The organism is Mesorhizobium sp. WSM1343 (genome assembly GCF_055901535.1).
Genome location: NZ_CM148370.1, coordinates 2,055,766 through 2,071,988 on the forward strand (window position 1 = coordinate 2,055,766; position 16,223 = coordinate 2,071,988).

At 63.2% G+C, this 16,223-nt stretch carries 18 protein-coding genes; 6 read left to right on the plus strand and 12 right to left on the minus strand.

Features of this window, described 5'->3' with window-relative positions; translation table 11 throughout:
* Positions 1 to 55 precede the first annotated feature (55 nt).
* The 4 genes from AC0NIL_RS09920 (at position 56) to denD (ending at position 3,017) form a co-directional block, all read left to right on the plus strand.
* On the plus strand, positions 56 to 742 hold the full coding sequence (locus tag AC0NIL_RS09920) for a GNAT family N-acetyltransferase (protein ID WP_013529746.1): 687 nt from the start codon (positions 56 to 58) through the stop codon (positions 740 to 742).
* Positions 743 to 752: 10 nt separating this feature from the next.
* Complete coding sequence (locus AC0NIL_RS09925) at positions 753 to 1,721, plus strand: cation diffusion facilitator family transporter (protein ID WP_024502717.1); 969 nt, start codon at positions 753 to 755, stop codon at positions 1,719 to 1,721.
* Positions 1,722 to 1,810: 89 nt separating this feature from the next.
* Positions 1,811 to 2,023, plus strand: a complete 213-nt coding sequence (locus AC0NIL_RS09930; protein WP_013529748.1) for a hypothetical protein — start codon at positions 1,811 to 1,813, stop codon at positions 2,021 to 2,023.
* A gap of 16 nt (positions 2,024 to 2,039) precedes the next feature.
* Complete coding sequence (gene denD, locus AC0NIL_RS09935; RefSeq protein WP_013529749.1) at positions 2,040 to 3,017, plus strand: D-erythronate dehydrogenase; 978 nt, start codon at positions 2,040 to 2,042, stop codon at positions 3,015 to 3,017.
* 25 nt (positions 3,018 to 3,042) lie between these two features.
* Here the strand turns inward: denD and AC0NIL_RS09940 are convergent, their stop codons facing one another.
* The 4 genes from AC0NIL_RS09940 to AC0NIL_RS09955 all read right to left on the minus strand — a co-directional run bounded on the left by AC0NIL_RS09940 (position 3,043) and on the right by AC0NIL_RS09955 (position 7,089).
* Positions 3,043 to 4,236 (minus strand): nickel/cobalt transporter, encoded by a 1,194-nt coding sequence (locus tag AC0NIL_RS09940; RefSeq protein ID WP_063173033.1) that lies wholly within the window; start codon positions 4,234 to 4,236, stop codon positions 3,043 to 3,045.
* The gene (locus AC0NIL_RS09945) at positions 4,233 to 4,901 is read right to left on the minus strand and encodes a DUF1007 family protein (protein WP_027161413.1); all 669 of its coding nucleotides are present in this window, start codon (positions 4,899 to 4,901) and stop codon (positions 4,233 to 4,235) included. Before AC0NIL_RS09945 ends, AC0NIL_RS09940 begins: the two co-directional genes overlap by 4 nt.
* Before the next feature lie 89 nt (positions 4,902 to 4,990).
* Positions 4,991 to 5,890, minus strand: a complete 900-nt coding sequence (locus AC0NIL_RS09950; protein ID WP_024502714.1) for a LysR family transcriptional regulator — start codon at positions 5,888 to 5,890, stop codon at positions 4,991 to 4,993.
* A 2-nt stretch (positions 5,891 to 5,892) separates the two neighbouring features.
* Entirely contained in the window at positions 5,893 to 7,089 is a 1,197-nt protein-coding gene (locus tag AC0NIL_RS09955) for an amidase (protein WP_224621538.1), read from the minus strand.
* 540 nt (positions 7,090 to 7,629) lie between these two features.
* Here AC0NIL_RS09955 and odc2 point away from each other — a divergent pair.
* Together odc2 and AC0NIL_RS09965 are read left to right on the plus strand one after the other, a co-directional pair.
* On the plus strand, positions 7,630 to 8,763 hold the full coding sequence (gene odc2, locus AC0NIL_RS09960) for an ornithine/lysine decarboxylase (protein ID WP_013529754.1): 1,134 nt from the start codon (positions 7,630 to 7,632) through the stop codon (positions 8,761 to 8,763).
* 153 nt (positions 8,764 to 8,916) lie between these two features.
* A complete protein-coding gene (locus AC0NIL_RS09965) occupies positions 8,917 to 9,486 on the plus strand; it encodes a GNAT family N-acetyltransferase (RefSeq protein WP_473572509.1) in 570 nt (189 codons plus the stop codon).
* A gap of 95 nt (positions 9,487 to 9,581) precedes the next feature.
* Here AC0NIL_RS09965 and AC0NIL_RS09970 read toward each other — a convergent pair whose 3' ends face one another.
* From AC0NIL_RS09970 to AC0NIL_RS10005, 8 genes are all read right to left on the minus strand, one after another.
* Positions 9,582 to 9,866: an SCP2 sterol-binding domain-containing protein gene (locus AC0NIL_RS09970; protein ID WP_013529756.1), complete on the minus strand. Its 285-nt coding sequence runs from the start codon at positions 9,864 to 9,866 to the stop codon at positions 9,582 to 9,584.
* Positions 9,867 to 10,063: 197 nt separating this feature from the next.
* Complete coding sequence (locus AC0NIL_RS09975; protein WP_013529757.1) at positions 10,064 to 10,579, minus strand: hypothetical protein; 516 nt, start codon at positions 10,577 to 10,579, stop codon at positions 10,064 to 10,066.
* A gap of 97 nt (positions 10,580 to 10,676) precedes the next feature.
* Positions 10,677 to 11,102 carry a hypothetical protein gene (locus AC0NIL_RS09980; RefSeq protein ID WP_013529758.1) on the minus strand — a complete coding sequence of 142 codons (426 nt, stop codon included), beginning with the start codon at positions 11,100 to 11,102 and terminating at the stop codon, positions 10,677 to 10,679.
* Positions 11,103 to 11,115: 13 nt separating this feature from the next.
* Positions 11,116 to 11,727, minus strand: a complete 612-nt coding sequence (locus AC0NIL_RS09985) for a rod-binding protein (protein WP_318011957.1) — start codon at positions 11,725 to 11,727, stop codon at positions 11,116 to 11,118.
* 99 nt (positions 11,728 to 11,826) lie between these two features.
* Positions 11,827 to 12,720 carry a carbohydrate ABC transporter permease gene (locus AC0NIL_RS09990; protein WP_013529760.1) on the minus strand — a complete coding sequence of 298 codons (894 nt, stop codon included), beginning with the start codon at positions 12,718 to 12,720 and terminating at the stop codon, positions 11,827 to 11,829.
* Between the two features lies 1 nt (position 12,721).
* Positions 12,722 to 13,573 (minus strand): carbohydrate ABC transporter permease, encoded by an 852-nt coding sequence (locus AC0NIL_RS09995; protein ID WP_473572671.1) that lies wholly within the window; start codon positions 13,571 to 13,573, stop codon positions 12,722 to 12,724.
* 193 nt (positions 13,574 to 13,766) lie between these two features.
* Positions 13,767 to 15,092: an ABC transporter substrate-binding protein gene (locus AC0NIL_RS10000; protein WP_013529762.1), complete on the minus strand. Its 1,326-nt coding sequence runs from the start codon at positions 15,090 to 15,092 to the stop codon at positions 13,767 to 13,769.
* A gap of 37 nt (positions 15,093 to 15,129) precedes the next feature.
* Complete coding sequence (locus AC0NIL_RS10005) at positions 15,130 to 16,215, minus strand: ABC transporter ATP-binding protein (protein ID WP_127370955.1); 1,086 nt, start codon at positions 16,213 to 16,215, stop codon at positions 15,130 to 15,132.
* Positions 16,216 to 16,223: the final 8 nt, after the last annotated feature.

Here is a 16,223-nt window from a genome sequence, read left to right on the forward strand (position 1 = left end):
GGGTCGCGTTTTTGTGAGCCTCAGCCCGCAAAAGTCAAACGGATTGGAGCATTCGGTGTCGGAAAATCTGAAGGATTGGCAACCGCGTCCGCGGCCTGAACGCAAGACCATCGACGGTCGATACGTCCGGCTTGAACCGCTGAGCGCTGCAAAACACGGCGACGGCCTCTATGAAGCGTCCTCCGTGTCCGATATCGACGACCGCTTCGCCTGGTTGCCCGATTATCCGCCGGAGACCCGCGCCGCCTTCCAGCCATGGCTGGACAAAGTCGAGGCCAGCGAGGATCCGCTGTTCTTCACCGTCATCGACAAGGCCAGCGGCAAGGTCGCCGGACGCCAGACGCTGATGCGCATCGATCCGGCCTACGGCGTCATCGAGATCGGCAACATCTATTGGGGACCGCTCATCTCGCGCAAGCCGGGAGCAACCGAAGCGCAGTTCCTGTTCATGAAATACATCTTCGACGGGCTCGGCTATCGCCGCTACGAATGGAAGTGCAACAACCGCAACGAGCCATCGAAGCGGGCGGCCGAGCGGTTCGGCTTCAAGTTCGAAGGCATTTTCCGCCAGCATCTCATCGTCAAGGGTGAAAACCGCGACACTGCGTGGTATTCGATCATCGACAAGGAATGGCCGGCGCTGCGCAGTGCCTATGAGGCGTGGCTCGATCCGGCCAATTTCGATGGCGACGGCCGGCAGAAGCGACGGCTCGAGGATTTTCGCGCGGAATTCGGCGCTTAGGAGTTCACTATTGGCACATACCCACGATCACACTGGGCACGGTCACGGCCCTGGTCATGTGCATGGCTCGACCGACAAGAAACGCGTTCTGATCGCAGCCTGCCTGACCGGCGGCTTCATGGTCGCCGAGGCGCTTGGCGGCATCCTCACGGGCTCGCTGGCGCTGCTGGCCGATGCCGGCCACATGCTCGCCGATTCGATCGCGCTCGGCCTTGCCTGGTATGCGTTTCATCTTGGCGGCCGGCCGGCGACCGTTCGCCTCACCTATGGCTTCGGCCGGGTCAAGACGCTGGTGGCCTATACCAACGGCATCGCCATCTTCGTCATCGCGCTGTGGATCGTCTATGAGGCCTGGGGACGCCTGCAGGCGCCGGCGCCGGTGCTTGGCGGGCCGATGCTGGTGGTGGCGATCCTCGGCCTGCTGGTGAACCTCGGCTCGTTCTTCGTGCTGCATGGCGGCGACCGCGAGAGCCTGAACATGCGCGGCGCCATCCTGCATGTGCTTGGCGACCTGCTCGGCTCGGCGGCGGCCATCGCGGCGGCGCTGGTCATCCTGGCGACCGGCTGGACGCCGATCGACCCGATCCTGTCGGTCCTGGTTTCACTGCTGATCCTCTACACGGCATGGTCGCTGATGCGGGAGGCCGCCCATGTCCTGCTCGAGGGCGTGCCGCCAAGCCTCGACCGAGATCTGATCGCCAGCGATATCGAGGCGACCATCCAGGGCGTGCGCGAAGTGCACCACATGCATGTCTGGTCGCTCGACGGGACCAGCAATATGGCGACGCTGCATGCCTGTCTCGACGAGGGCGTCGATGCGCATCAGGCGGTGAGTGCCGTCAAGAAGCGGCTTGCCAGCGAGCACGGCATCAGCCATGCCACCGTGGAACCGGAATTCGGCCAATGCGCCGACGATGGCGACGAGCACGACCACGGGCACGAGCATGAAGCGGCTGCATATCACGACCACCATCACTAGGACCGGATCGATCGATGTCGATCGTCCTGCCTCAGGAGTTGCAAAACCTTGAAAACCAGCTTGACGAACGCCCATCCTCCGGACGCGGCATGATGGACCGCGACACCAGGAACGCGGTCATCGCCGCCGCGTGGATCATGCTGCTGTTCGGTATAGGCGCCTACTATCTGCCGACCGTGATGCTGGCACTCGGCAGCCTTTCCACCGTGCTGGCCGGCGCCTTTGGCATCGTCTTCGTGCTGGCGTTCTTCTCGGTGTTCTGGCTGCGCGCCCGCAACCAGCGCAAAAACCAGGGTAAATAGGCAAGGGATCTTCGACATGCGCATTCTGATCACTGGCGCCGCGGGTATGGTCGGCCGCAAGCTCATCGCCCGGCTGGCCAAGGACGGGACGCTGCGCGGGGGCAAGATCACCGCGCTCGATCTCCACGATATCGTGCCGCCACAGGCGCCGAGCCTGGATGGCGTCAGCGTCACGCTGCACACCGGCGATCTCGCCGAAGCGGGTGCCACCGAGCGCCTGGTCGCATCGCGCCCCGACGTCGTGTTCCACCTTGCCGGCATCGTGTCGGGCGAGGCGGAAGCGAATTTCGATCTCGGCTACCGCGTCAATCTCGATGGCACGCGCGCCCTGTTCGATGCCATCCGGGTGGCGGGCTTTGCGCCGCGCGTCGTCTTCACCTCGTCGATCGCGGTGTTCGGCGCGCCGTTCCCGGACGTCATTCCCGATGACTTCCATCCGACGCCGCTGACCTCTTATGGTACCCAGAAGCAGATGAGCGAAGCGCTGCTGGCCGACTATTCCAGGCGCGGGTTCTTCGACGGTATCGGCATCCGGCTGCCGACCATCTGCGTGCGGCCGGGCAAGCCGAACAAGGCGGCGTCGGGCTTCTTCTCGGGCATCATCCGCGAGCCGTTGAGCGGCCATGAGGCGATCCTGCCGGTGCCGCGCTCGGTCGTGCACACGCATGCCAGCCCCCGCTCGGCGGTCAACTTCCTGATCCATGCGGCGGGGATCGACGGCAGCGCTGTCGGGCCACGCCGCAATCTGACCATGCCCGGCGTCGCCGTCACCGTCGGCGAGCAGATCGAGGCGCTGGAACGCATCGCCGGGCCGAAGGCGGTAAGCCTGATCCGCGAGGTTCCGGATGACACGATCTGGGCGATCGTCAAGGGCTGGCCGACGCGCTTCGAGGCAAAGCGGTCGCGGGAGCTCGGCTTCAGCGCCGAAAAGAGTTTTGACGAGATCATCCGCGCTCACATCGAGGATGAGCTCGGCGGCAAGATCGCGGGTTAAACTCCGACCCTCGTGGCGCCGGGCATCATCCGCCGCTCGCCAGGCTTGCCGACAGCAGCAGCAGTCCGAACAGGAACACGAAGGCGGCGCCGCCGATCTCGACGATCGAGTGGATGCGGTTGCCCATGCGGCCGTCGCCGGCGAAATAGACCGCCCAGTTCTTGGCGGTCACCGCCAGCGTCGCCAGTGCCGAAACGGTGATGGCGGTGCCCAGCGACATTGCCAGCACCGACAGCAGGCCGCCGAGCCAGAGGCCGTTGAGCAGGGCGAAGCTGAGCACGATCAGCGCGCCGGAGCAGGGGCGGATGCCGACCGCCGCCACCGCTGTCCAGGCCGTGCGCCAGTCGAAGCGGTCGCCTGACAGCAGCGCCGGATCGGGTGCGTGCGAATGGCCGCAGGTGTCGCAGACTTCGCCGGCCGCGTGATCGTGATGAGCATGATCGTGTTCGGCATGATCGTGATGATCGTGCGAAGGGCCGTGCACATGGTCATGCGCGTGTAGAGCGTGCGAATGGGCATGCGCCGAATGGCTGTGAGCTGCATGGGAATGGCCGGCATGCGAATGCGCGCCGTGCGAATGACCCCCGTGCGAATGACCCGCGTGAGAATGGCCGGCATGAGCCGCCGACAGGCTGTAGGCCGGGCCCTTGCCGAACAGACGCAGGACGGAAGGACCGAGTTTGCGCCACAGCAGCCAGGCGCCGAACAGGGTGACGAAGACAAAGCTCATGATCTCCATGAACCAGGCTGCGTCCGTCATCGAGACGGAGGTGCCGCGCAGGACGAAATAGGCGACCCCCATCACCGCGACCGCGGTCAGGCCCTGCAGCAGCGCCGAGACGAAGGACAAGAGGATGCCGCGCCGCAACGCCACTTCATTGGCCACCATGTAGGACGAGATCACCGCCTTGCCGTGACCGGGGCCGGCGGCATGGAAAATACCGTAGGCGAAGGACAGGCCGACGAGTATCCAGATCTTGCTGCCGTCCTGGCGCATCGCCTTCATCGCCGTTGCCAGCGCGCGGTAGAATTCCTGCTGCCTGAGATTGATCCACATCAGGATATGGGCGAACGGGCCGGTGGTGGGCGCCATGCCGTCATTGACGCCGATGCCGAGCGAACTCTGGGCATGAGCGGCGTCGGCGAAATGCATCATGGCGACTGTGAGGGCCAACAGGCCGAATGCCAAACGCAGGGACGGTTTCGTCACCGGCTTCATCCTTCTGGCTGACAGGTCAGTTCGAGCTTGGTGGCGAAGATCTTGCTCATATCGGTGCCGGTCGGATCGTTGAAAAAGGCATCGGTGAGGGTCTTCTGGTTTTCCTTGATGGCCTCGTCGGGGTCGGGACGGACCACCTTGCTGGTGCAGTTCGAGGGCAGGCCTTCGACCGTGATGTTGGAGTCCTCGGTGAAGTCGATCGCCGTGTAGAATGTCGGATCGTAGACGCCGATATCGATTTTGCCGTTGAGCTTGATCGGCACCTTCGGTTCGGACTCGAACAGGATGATCAGCTGGTCGTTGTCGAAATTGGCCATCAGATGCGGCGGCGGCGTCATCGCCACGTCCTTGCCGTCGACGGTGACGAGCTGGAAGTAATTGAACTCCGCCAACGAGGCATGAACGGTGTCGGCGACTTCCTTCAGCTCCTTGTCGTCGAGCTTCAGGTCGGAGTTCTTGTCGAATTCCATCATCACCGTCGAGGAAAACAGATCGTCGAAGCGCCAGAGATGACGCAGAGCCTTCACGCTTTGGTGATCCGGGGAGAGGATCACATCGAGGCGAGCCTCGGCGAAGACGTGTGGATGCACGTAAGCGGGTCCAGTGGCGGCAAAGCTAGCCGCCAAGGCCGAAGCCAGCATGATTGCGTGCCGTTTCAGGTGCATTCTCGGTCGCGATTCCCTAGGCTTCGGAAGAGTTGCCGAGAGTTACCAGAAAGGGGGCGAAATTGGGACCGCTGCTCGGCTGAAGTGGGTCAGGCAACTTCACGCGTCCTGAACCACTGCACCAGGAAGTCGACGAAAACGCGGACCTTGGCCGGCAGATAGCGGCGGTGCGGGTAGACGGCGAAGATGCCGCCGCCCGACAGGATACGGTCATCTATCACCGACACCAGCCGGCCGCTCGCGAGGTCGGGCGCGGCAATGAAATCCGGCAGGACGGTGAATCCCAGCCCGGACACGGCCGCGGCTCTCGCCGTCATCGGGCTGTTGACCTCGATCGGACCCGACACCGAAACGCTGACCGGATCGCCATTGTCGCCCTTGAACGGCCAGTTGTTCAGTCCGCGGCCATTGGTGTCGACGATGCAAGGCATGCGGCTGAGATCCTGCGGCCGTGTCGGCGTGCCGTGCTTGGCGATCAGTTCGGGGGAGGCGCAGAGCTTTATCGAAAACGGCGCCAGACGCCTGGCGATCAGCGACGAGTTCTCCAGCCGCGAGATGCGCACCGCAAGGTCGAAGCCTTCCTCGACCAGATCGACGAAGCGGTCGTCGAGCTGGATGTCGAGCACGATGTCTGGATGCTGCTTGGCGAAGTCGATCAGCGACTGGCCGATCGGCGCGTCGGCGAAGGTGCGCGGCGCCGACAGCTTGATCCGGCCGCGCACGTCGCCGGAGGATTCGCGCACCGCGTCGGCCAGGCTGTCGACCTCGCGCACGATCTCCGACGCGCGCCGGTAATAGGTGTGGCCGGCCTCGGTCATCGAGAACTGGCGCGTGGTGCGGTTGAGCAGCAAAGCGCCGAGTTCGTCCTCCAGCTCGCGCACATATTTCGACAGCAAGGCCTTGGAGCGGCCGATCTTGCGCGCCGCCGCCGAAAAGCCCTCGGCCTCGACCACGTCGATGAAGGCACGCATGCGCGTCAGTGTGTCCATGGTCAGGCCTTTCGTGCCGCGTCGAGAAGTTTCCGGCCGAGCCGTATCAGGGCAATGTCGCTGCCGGAAGGGCCAAGCAGCGACAGGCCGAACGGGGCGCCGGCGACCGAGCCGATGGGCAGTGTGATCTGTGGAAAACCGGACAGGCCGGCCAGGCACAGAAGCTGGAGCGCCCGTTCGCGATAGGCCTGGAACTGCTCCGGCGTGCTGTCCACGTAAGGCGCCGGACCAGGCACCGTCGGCAGGACAAGGAAGCCGTCCTTGCCGAGCAGGGCGCTCAGTTCGCCGCGAAAGGTCAGACGCCGCACCTTCTCGGCCTGCGCTGTCTTGTCGTCGACGGCGCGGCCGAAGCCGAAACGTTCCTCGACGCCGGGGCCGAGGCCGCGCTCGCCGCTGGTGATCCATTCGCCATGCACCGCCCAGGCCTCCCTGGCCTGCAGCCGGCGAAAGCACCAGTAAAGTTCATCGGGAGATGAGGAGAAGCGGATTGCCGGCGTCGCCGGCGCGCCGAAAACCGCGCCCGCCAGCCCCTTCATTCCGGCATATTCGGCCAGCGCCGGGCGGGCGACCAATCCGTCCAGCCAATCCAGCGCCAGCGGCCGGTCCAACACGTGCTGGTGCGGATCGCGGCCGAGCAGCAGCTTGCCGACGGTCTCGTAGGTCTCGATGTCGTCGGCGAACCAGCCGAACGTGTCGAGGCTCGGCGCCAGCTTCATCGTGCCGTCGAGCGAAATGCGGCCATGCGTGGTGCGCAGCCCGATCAGTCCGCAAAAGCTCGCCGGCGCGCGGATCGAGCCGCCGGTGTCGGAACCAGTGGCGATATCGGCCAGCCTGCCCGCCACCGCCGCCGCCGACCCCGATGAGGAGCCGCCGGTGACGCGGTCGGGTGCCGCCGGGTTCACCGGAAACGAGAAATGCGCATTCTGACCGAATAGCGCGAAGGCGAGCTCGTCGGTCTGCGTCTTGCCGACGAAGCGTGCGCCGGCATCGAGGATCATCTGCACGGCGGGTGCGGTGCGCGAGGCTGCGTGGCTTTCGGCGAATTTTTGCAAATTGCCGCAACCGGTGCGGTAGCCGGCGACGTCGTATATGTCCTTGACGGCCAGCCGCAGGCCGGCCAGCGGGCCGAGCTGGGCATGTGCCACGGGCATCTGGCGAAGATCGAGAAAGGCGTTGAGAGGGCCGTGCGTGCCTGTCATCGTTCGATATCCGGATACGGTTGCCGCAACATTGTTCGACGCCAGAAATTTTACAACCTGCGATACGATTTTTATTGATTGTGAAAGTCTTCGCCCTTATATCGCGCTTGCCCAAAGTCGCACGTGCCTGTGGGTGTCCGCCGATCCTCGAATGGTGAGGGAAATCGGTAAGGTAACTGGAGCCAACCCCTCCAGTCGGTCTAGCGGCCAACCGCCAGCCCGAGGACACCTTGAAGCAACGACGGTGCGGGCCTTTCTGGTGTTCTGCCGGTTGTCCAAAAACCGGGGTTACTGAAGAGGCACACCTTCATTGCCGGCAGTGCGGACGGGTCTCCCATCCAAGCCAAGGCAGACAAAGCGAACCGAGGCCGGGCAAGGCCAAGGTTCACCGCCGCGAGACGGCGCTTCATGGTTCCGGGGTCTCCACCGGCTGGTTCCATGGATTTCCGTCCCGCCTTTGTCCACCGCGAGTTCGCGAGGCCGACAGCCCGCGTCCCGCAGCCTTATTGCGCGCCGAAAGGCGCTGATGGAGAGACCCCGATGGCCACCCAGCGCATCCTTGACTTCCTCGCCACCCGACGTCCGACCGGCCCCTGCCTCGTCGTCGACCTCGATGTCGTGCGCGACAATTTCCGCGCCTTCGAGAAGGCGCTGCCCGATTCCAGGATCTACTATGCGGTGAAAGCAAACCCGGCGCCGGAAATCCTGCGCCTGCTTGCTGCGATGGGCTCGTCCTTCGACACCGCTTCCGTTGCCGAAGTCGAGATGGCGATGGACGCTGGTGCGCCGGCGGACCGCATCTCCTTCGGCAACACCATCAAGAAGGAGCGTGACATCGCACGCGCCTACCAGCTCGGCATCCGCCTGTTCGCCGTCGATTGCGTCGAAGAGGTCGAGAAGATCGCCCGCGTCGCGCCCGGTGCGCGCGTGTTCTGCCGCGTGCTGACCGATGGCGAGGGCGCCGAGTGGCCGCTGTCGCGCAAGTTCGGCTGCGTGCCGGCGATGGCCGTCGACGTGCTGCGCCATGCCAAGGGGCTCGGCCTCGACGCCTATGGCGTGTCGTTCCATGTCGGCTCGCAGCAGACCGACCTGACCGCCTGGGACCGCGCGCTGGCCGACGCCAAGGTGGTGTTCGCGACGCTCGCCGAGGAAGGCATCGTCTTGAAGATGGTCAATATGGGCGGTGGTTTCCCGACGCGCTATCTGCGTGACGTGCCGGCCGCCCAGGCCTATGGCCAGGCGATCTTCTCGGCGCTGCGCAAGCATTTCGGCAATGCCATTCCGGAGACCATCATCGAGCCGGGCCGTGGCATGGTCGGCAATGCCGGCGTCATCAAGTCGGAAGTCGTGCTGATCTCGAAGAAGGCCGCCAACGACAATGTGCGCTGGGTGTTCCTCGACATCGGCAAGTTCGGCGGCCTGGCCGAGACGATGGACGAGGCGATCCGCTACCCGATCGTCACCGCGCATGACGGCACGGAGACCGCACCTTGCGTGCTCGCCGGCCCGACCTGCGATTCGGCCGACGTGATGTACGAGAAGACGCCCTATCCGCTGCCTTTGTCGCTGACCATCGGCGACGAGGTGCTGATCGAAGGCACCGGCGCCTACACGACCACCTACTCGGCGGTCGCCTTCAACGGCTTCGAGCCTCTCCGATCCTACGTGATCTGACGGCGCTTGCTCAGCGCATTTTCGAACGGCGAACCGGACACAACTTCGCCTGAAAATGCGCTGAGAGAGCCGATCAGATCATCCCAGGTGGGCGACTTTCGTCCACCCGGGCTCGCCTGTGGAACAGATCTCCGCTCGCCAGGGATTACGGAAATGGAAATGCCAGTTGAAATTGGGGGCCACGCACCGGCCTTTGTGATGGTTGCCGAAACCGCCGCCGATGTTGCGGCGCGCGAGGCGTTGCTCGATCGGGCGATGGGGCCGAAGCGCAGGAAAAAGTCGTCGGAGAAGCTGCGGCGTGGCCGGCGGCCCTCGGAAGGCTTGGCCTTCGTCGCCCGCGATGGCTCGGGCGGCGTCGCCGGCACCGTGCGGCTGTGGGATGTAAGGCTGGGCGAGGGCGGTGCGGCCGCGCTGCTGCTTGGCCCGCTTGCCGTCGATCCGTCGCTCAAGAACGCCGGCATCGGCTCGGCCCTGATGCGCCATGCCATCGCCGAGGCGGCACGTCTTGGCCATGCCGCGATCCTTCTGGTCGGCGATGCGCCCTATTACGCGCGCTTCGGCTTCTCGGCCGAGAAGACCGGTTCACTTGCCATGCCGGGACCCTATGAGCGGCACCGCCTGCTGGCGCTGGAACTGGTGGAAGGCGCGCTTGACGGCGTGCACGGCACGCTGAAGGCTGCCGGCCGCAAGCTGAAGGCGCAGGCGTTGACATCGGCGGCCTGAGATACGAAGCCGCCAGCATTTCATGCAAAAACGCCGCCCGAAAAGGCGGCGTTTTTTCGCGATTGGTGGGCGCCACCTTGGGCGCCTGCATGCCTTCAGCCGATCAGTTGGCTGAGCGCCATGGCAACGGTCATGTCGCCTTCGACCTTTATCTTGCCGGTCATGAACGCCATTGTCGGGTTCAGGTCGCCAGCGATCAGCGAATCGAGATCGTCGAGCGAGAGCTTGATGGTGCAGTCGGTGGGTGCATCGGTGTTCGAGACGGTTGCGCCGTCGATGACGATGACGCCGTCGCTGCCGGTGTCGAATTTCACGGAACGATCGAACCCGCTGCTGGCCACGCGCGACTTGATCTTCTCGGCAATCTCCTGAACGCTCACGCTGTTCTCCTTGTCTGGTTGCATCTGTCTCGCAACGGCGCTTCGATCCAGCCGAAGCCCGTGCCGCGGTTTCGCGATCACGGTCGCTGCCGCATATAGCTTTGGGTTGACGTTTACGTCAACGCGAATTCAGGCGGTTGGTTCCTGCCGCTGCGGCAGGCGAGCCTGGAGGAGGCCGGGAATGCGAGCCCGGCAACTCAGTGTTCCTTGAACGCCTTGGTCATTTCGCTCGCCGTCTCGCTTTTCTTGCGGCGCAGCCAGTTGTCGCGGATTTCGTCCTTCGACAGGAAATTGACCTGGTCGATCAGAACCTCATGCACCAAAGGCGCCCCGACACGCGTGTTGACGGTATCGCGGATCGCGGCGCGGAAGGCATCGAGATCGATCGTCGCCTTGTTGGTGAAGTCGATCTGCGGATTGGAATAGAGGTAGGAATAAACCTGGTCGGTGATCAGCGCTTCGGCCGGAATGGACAGTTTCTTGATCTGCTCGGGTTCGACCGTGTAGACAAGCTTGGTCAGGAAATAGCCGCCGATCTCGGAGTCGCGGATCAGCGGCACCGAAATGATGTCGGTCTTGACGTAGTCGAGGCCGCCCAGCATCGGCTTCGGCGTTTCGCCGACACCGCGCTCGCCGGCCGCCTGGAAAGAATAGAACACGGCGCCCAGCGTTGCGGCGCAGATCCAGACGGCAATGGCGATGACCTTGATCATCGGGCCTTGTCAGTCCCTTGGTCAGTCCCTTGCAATGGCAACGCGGCACGGCGCCGTTGCCGAGGCAGGATCTCCGATGTGTCGCCTGTGTTCGCCATCACGCCTTTATCCAGCCGAACTCGCCGGCGGAATAGGTGCCGTCGGTCTCGGCGCGCTGGATGGCGTGCCGCAGCAGGCTGGCGACTTCGTTGACCGCGCTGAGATGCGCCAGGATCGCCGCTTCGTTCTTCGCCAGCTTCTGGCGCAGCCGGGTCAGGCCCTCGCGGTGCTGCTCGAGGAATTCGGCTTCGCTGCCGCCCTTCATGGCGCGGGTCAACTCGTAGAGGTAGCGGCTCTTGCGGGCGTTCGATGCCTTGAGATCATAGTTGGTGGCGTTGCGGATGCCCGCCGTCTCTTCCTCGACCACTTCCTCGATGCGGCCGATGATGGCGGCGAGATTGCCGGGCCGCGCGAACGGGATCGGCGCTTCCGATGTGGTCGTGCGTGCTGGCAGGTTGGGCGTGGATTCCGAAAAGTCGGCCATGGCGTTTCCCAGTTTAGATCCTGATATTTGTTTTTATGGTCGTCTCGTCACCGGTCATCGATCCCGCAGCCTTGCGCTGCAATTGATGGACCAGCGAGGTCGACAGGCTGTTTTGCTGGTCGACCTCGGTCTTTTCCGGCCCGCCCGAAACCGGACCGACGGGCACGACGCGCTTGCCTTCGAGATAGTGGTCGGCGAGCATCGATTTGGCGATGCCGATGCCGCCGCGTTCGGCCATTACGTCCGCCACCCGCTCGGCAAGCTGCGATTTCCACATGTCGCCGGCCAGGCCCTTGCCGTAGACGCCCTCGGTGTCCTTGGGCAGCATGTTCTGGATGAAGGTCTGCAGCACCATCGCCTCGAACTTCTTGAATTTCTTGGCCGGGTCGGTTGCGGCGGCGGCCTTGTCGGCGGTGGCGCGCGACAGGATCGAGCCGGCATCGACGGAAGCGGCGGTGTCGAGTGAAAACGTGCCCGCAGCGCCGCCGGCCCGCTTTGCCAGCGCGGCGCGGGCGGTCTCGATATCCGCCGGGTCGACGGCTCGGGCCACATCCATAACGATGTCGCTGGGTGGAGAAATCGCCAAGAAAGTCCGCCTTTTACCGGTTTTCCCTGACCAGACCATGCCTCAACAAGCTTGTGGCAGGCTTGCGGGAAGGAGAGGGAGCGGAGTGCGGGGATCGGATCGAAGCTGCCGGCCGAGGGTGGGATTTCCGCCTCAGCCTCACTCCTTGACCGCCCCCGTCATCGAGGAGACGTAGTGCTCGACAAAGAATGAATAGAGCACCACCACCGGCAGGGAGCCGATCAGCGCGCCTGCCATCAGGGCTCCCCATTCATAGACGTCCGAACGTACGAGTTCGGTAAGCACGCCGACCGGCACGGTTTTGTTTTCGGACGACTGGATAAAGGTCAAGGCGTAGATGAATTCGTTCCATGACAGGGTGAAGGCGAAGATGCCGGCGGAGATCAGGCCGGGCACCGACAGCGGCAGAACTATCTTGGTCAGGATTTGCCAGCGGCTCGCTCCGTCGATCAGCGCGCATTCTTCCAGTTCGAAGGGTATCGAGCGGAAGTAGCCCATCAAGAGCCACGTGCAGAATGGAATGAGGAACGTCGGATAGGTGAGGATCAGTGCGAACGGCGTATCGTAAAGGCCGAGGTTGAACACCATCACCGACAGTGGAATGAACAGAATCGAGGGCGGCACGAGATAGGCCAGGAAGATCGCCAAGCCGACCTGCCGCGCCCCGGAAAACCTCAAGCGTTCGATCGCATAGGCTGCGAACACCGCCGCCAGCAGCGACAGGAAAGTTGCGGCGGTCGAGATGATGATCGTGTTGAGAAGCCAACCCGGATAGGACGTCTCGAAGAGCAGATACCGAATATGCTCGAGCGTCGGATGGACGACCCAGAACGGGTTGAAATTGGCATAATCCGTCATCTCGAGATTGGGTTTCACCGCCGTGATCGTCATCCAGTAGAACGGGAACAGCAGCACGATGACGAATATCAGGAGCGGCAGATAAACGGTCACCACGCGCCGGGGCAGGCTCTGGAGATAGCCCATGCCGCCTTCATCCGTGTTCGGACGGTTGCTCGTTTCGATCGCGGCCATGTCAGTCTCCACCGCCCTGCTGCCATTTACGACGTTGCAAGCCGAAATAGCTGAAAAGGATCGCCGCAAGCAGGAACGGGATCATCGCCACCGCGATCGCGGCTCCCTCGCCAAGCTGGCCGCCGGAAATACCTCGCTGGAACGAGAGCGTCGCCATCAGATGGGTGGCATTCACCGGCCCGCCGCGAGTCAGCACATAGATCAGCTGGAAATCGGTGAAGGTGAACAGGACCGAAAAGGTCATGGTGATGGCGATGATAGGCGTCAGCAACGGCAGCGTCACGTAGCGGAACAACTGCCAACGGCTGGCGCCGTCGAGCGTCGCGGCCTCGTAAAGCGACTGGGGAATCGTCTGCAGGCCGGCCAGCAGCGTGATGGCCACGAAAGGAATGCCGCGCCAGACATTGGCGGCGATCACCGAGGCGCGTGCGTTCTCCGGATCGCCAAGGAAATTGATGCGGTGGTCGATCAGTCCCATCTGCTGCAGCGCCCAGGAGAGGATGGAGAACTGCGAATCGTAGATCCACCAGAAGGCGATGGCCGAGAGCACCGTCGGCACCACCCACGGCAGCAGGACAATCGCGCGGAAGAACGATTTGAAGGGAAGGTTCTGGTTGAGGATGAGCGCCAGCCAGAGGCCGAGCGCGAATTTCAGGATCGAAGCGCTGATCGTGTAGAGCAAGGTGTTGAAGACGGAGAGCCAGAAGACGGCGTCGCTCCATAGAAATTCATAGTTTTCGATGCCGATGAAGATGCCGGGGCGGCCGATGCGGGCGTCGGTGAAGCCGAGCCAGACGCCGAGCCCCAGCGGATAGGTCAGGAAGACAAGCAGCAGTGCAGCCGCCGGAAGCATGAAGCCGAAGCCAAGTGCGTTCCGGCTTTCGCTCCAGCGCGATAGAATCCGTGAGAAGATCGAAGATCGCGGCTGGATAGCAGCTGACGGCACGGCCATGGGTCGGCTCCTGCTGAGGTCTCATTGATCGGCCGGATCGGCCACGATGCAATCCGAAGCCAGCCGGGCAGCCGCGCTGCCCGGCTGAGCCGGCTCAAACGCGATAATAGCGATTTGCCCGCTTCTCGGCCTCTTCCATTGCCTCTTGCGGCGTCGCCTGGCCGGTCACCGCTTTGGCGAACATATCGACCAGCACGTAGTCGGCCATGGTTGCCGCCGAAGCATAGCCGAGCGGCCCGGCATAGCCGTTAGGTCGCAGAGTAGCCGAAGCCTTGGCGTAAGCGGCGTTGTTGGGATCGGCAGTCCATACCGGGTTGTTGTCGAATGCCTTCAGGGTCTGGCAGCAATATCCGGCCGAGGAGGTGATCCAGTCCTTCATTTGCGGTTCCTCGAACATGAACTGCAAATACGCCTTGGCCGCGTTGGGGTAGGGCGTGTAATTGAAGATGACAGCCGTGGTCACCTGGAACAATTCGACGGATTTGCCGACAGGGCCGATGGGCAGATTGGTGGTGCGTATGTCCTTGGCGATTTCAGCCAGCTTCGGATCATTGTCCTTATTGATTTTGGCGGTGTTGTAGGCCGAGATGCCGTTGGCGATGACAGCCAGTTCGCCGGCCAGGAAGGCGCGGTTGTTGTTGACGTCGAGCCAGCTTTCCGTGCCTGGAATGAAGGTCTTGTAGAGTTCCTGCGCGTATTCGATGGCCTTGAGGGTCTCGGGGCTGTTGATCGTTACCTTGCCGCTCTCGTCGACCATCTGGCCGCCATGGCTCCACAGCAGCCAATGAGCATAGTTGTTGCCGTCGCCGACGCCATGGCCATGCGTGAAGCCGGCCGGATGTCCCTTCGCCTGCAAGGCCTTGCAAAGTTCCAGGAAGCCTTTCGTGTCCTTGGGAAACTCCGAAAAGCCGGCCTCTTTCACCCAGCTTTCCCGATAGACGATGGCATTTCCGATCGTGGCCAATGGCAGGCCGATGAATTTGCCTTCCCGGGTCGCATATTGCTTTGGTCCATCATGCCAGCCGCCGTATTTCGAGCCGAGATACTCGCCCAGTTCGCTCACGTCGTGCAGCTTGTCGGGATATTGGTGCGGGTCATCGAACCAGACGAACATCAGGTCGGGGCCGGAGCCGACATTTGCCGCGACTGCCGCCTTGGGGCGAATGTCCTCCCAACTTTCCTTGTCGACGCGGACCGCGACACCGGTCGCTTCGGTGAAGCGCTTGGTGTTGGCCAGCCATTGGTCCTCGTCGCCCTGGACGAAGGGCGACCAGCGCAGCAGCCTAAGCTTGGCGCCATCCTCGGGTTTGTATTTCGGTCCGTCCTGGGCAAGGGCCGGAGAGCTGATGAACCGACTTCCCAAGGCACCCGCCGCCGCGCCGGCGGTGGTGCGGATCACGTCACGTCTGGTGAACTTCATGCTCGTTTCCTCCTGCTTGTTGTCCTTGCCTGTGGTCCTACTGATCGGCACGTGTTTGGAACCTCTGTCCGGTTTCTCCGTGAAAGAGATGGATGAGGCCGGGCTCGGCCGTAAGCCGGATGGTTTCGCCCGGCGTGAAGGAATGTCGTTCCCGGAAATTGGCGACGATCTCTTCGCCACCGGCTGTCCGGCCGATGAGCTGCACTTCGGACCCGGTTGGTTCAACCACCGCGACGGTGACCGGAATGCCCTGGTCGTCGGACAGCCGCAAATGCTCGGGCCTTATTCCCAGCACCACAGGCTCGCCATTGGGGATGGAAAGTGCCGAGGCCAACGGGACTGAAATCCCCCCGGCGCCGCGGAACGAGGGTGAGCCGTCAATAGCGATCTCGCCCCTCAGCAAATTCATGGCCGGCGAGCCGATGAAGCTGGCGACAAAAAGATTGTTCGGCCGGTCATAGAGTTCCAGCGGCGGCCCTATCTGCTCGACGATGCCGTCATGCATGACCACGATCTTGTCAGCCATGGTCATGGCCTCGATCTGGTCGTGCGTGACGTAGACTGTCGTGGTCTTGAGGCGCTGGTGCAGTTCCTTGATCTCGGCGCGCATCTGCACCCTGAGTTTGGCGTCGAGATTGGACAGCGGTTCGTCGAAGAGAAAGACCGCCGGATCACGCACGATCGCGCGGCCCATGGCGACGCGCTGGCGCTGGCCGCCGGAAAGCTGCCGAGGATAGCGCGCCAGCAACGGCACCAGCCCAAGGATTTCGGCCGCGCGGCGCACGCCTGCATCGCTCTCCGGCTTGGAAACTCCTTTGAGCATCAGCGAGAACGCCATGTTCTCGGCAACGGTCATGTGTGGGTAGAGCGCATAGTTCTGGAAGACCATGGCGACGTCGCGCTCCTTGGGCGCAACGTTGTTGACGACACGTTCGCCAATCGCGATCTGGCCGCGTGAAATCTTTTCCAGGCCGGCGATCATTCTGAGAAGGGTTGATTTTCCGCAGCCCGATGGTCCGACCAGAGTGACGAACTCGCCGTCCTCGATGTTCACGCTGACCCCGTGCAGGATCTCGACAGCGCCGAATGATTTGTAGACTTCGCCAATTGCGACAGACGCCATCGATCCTC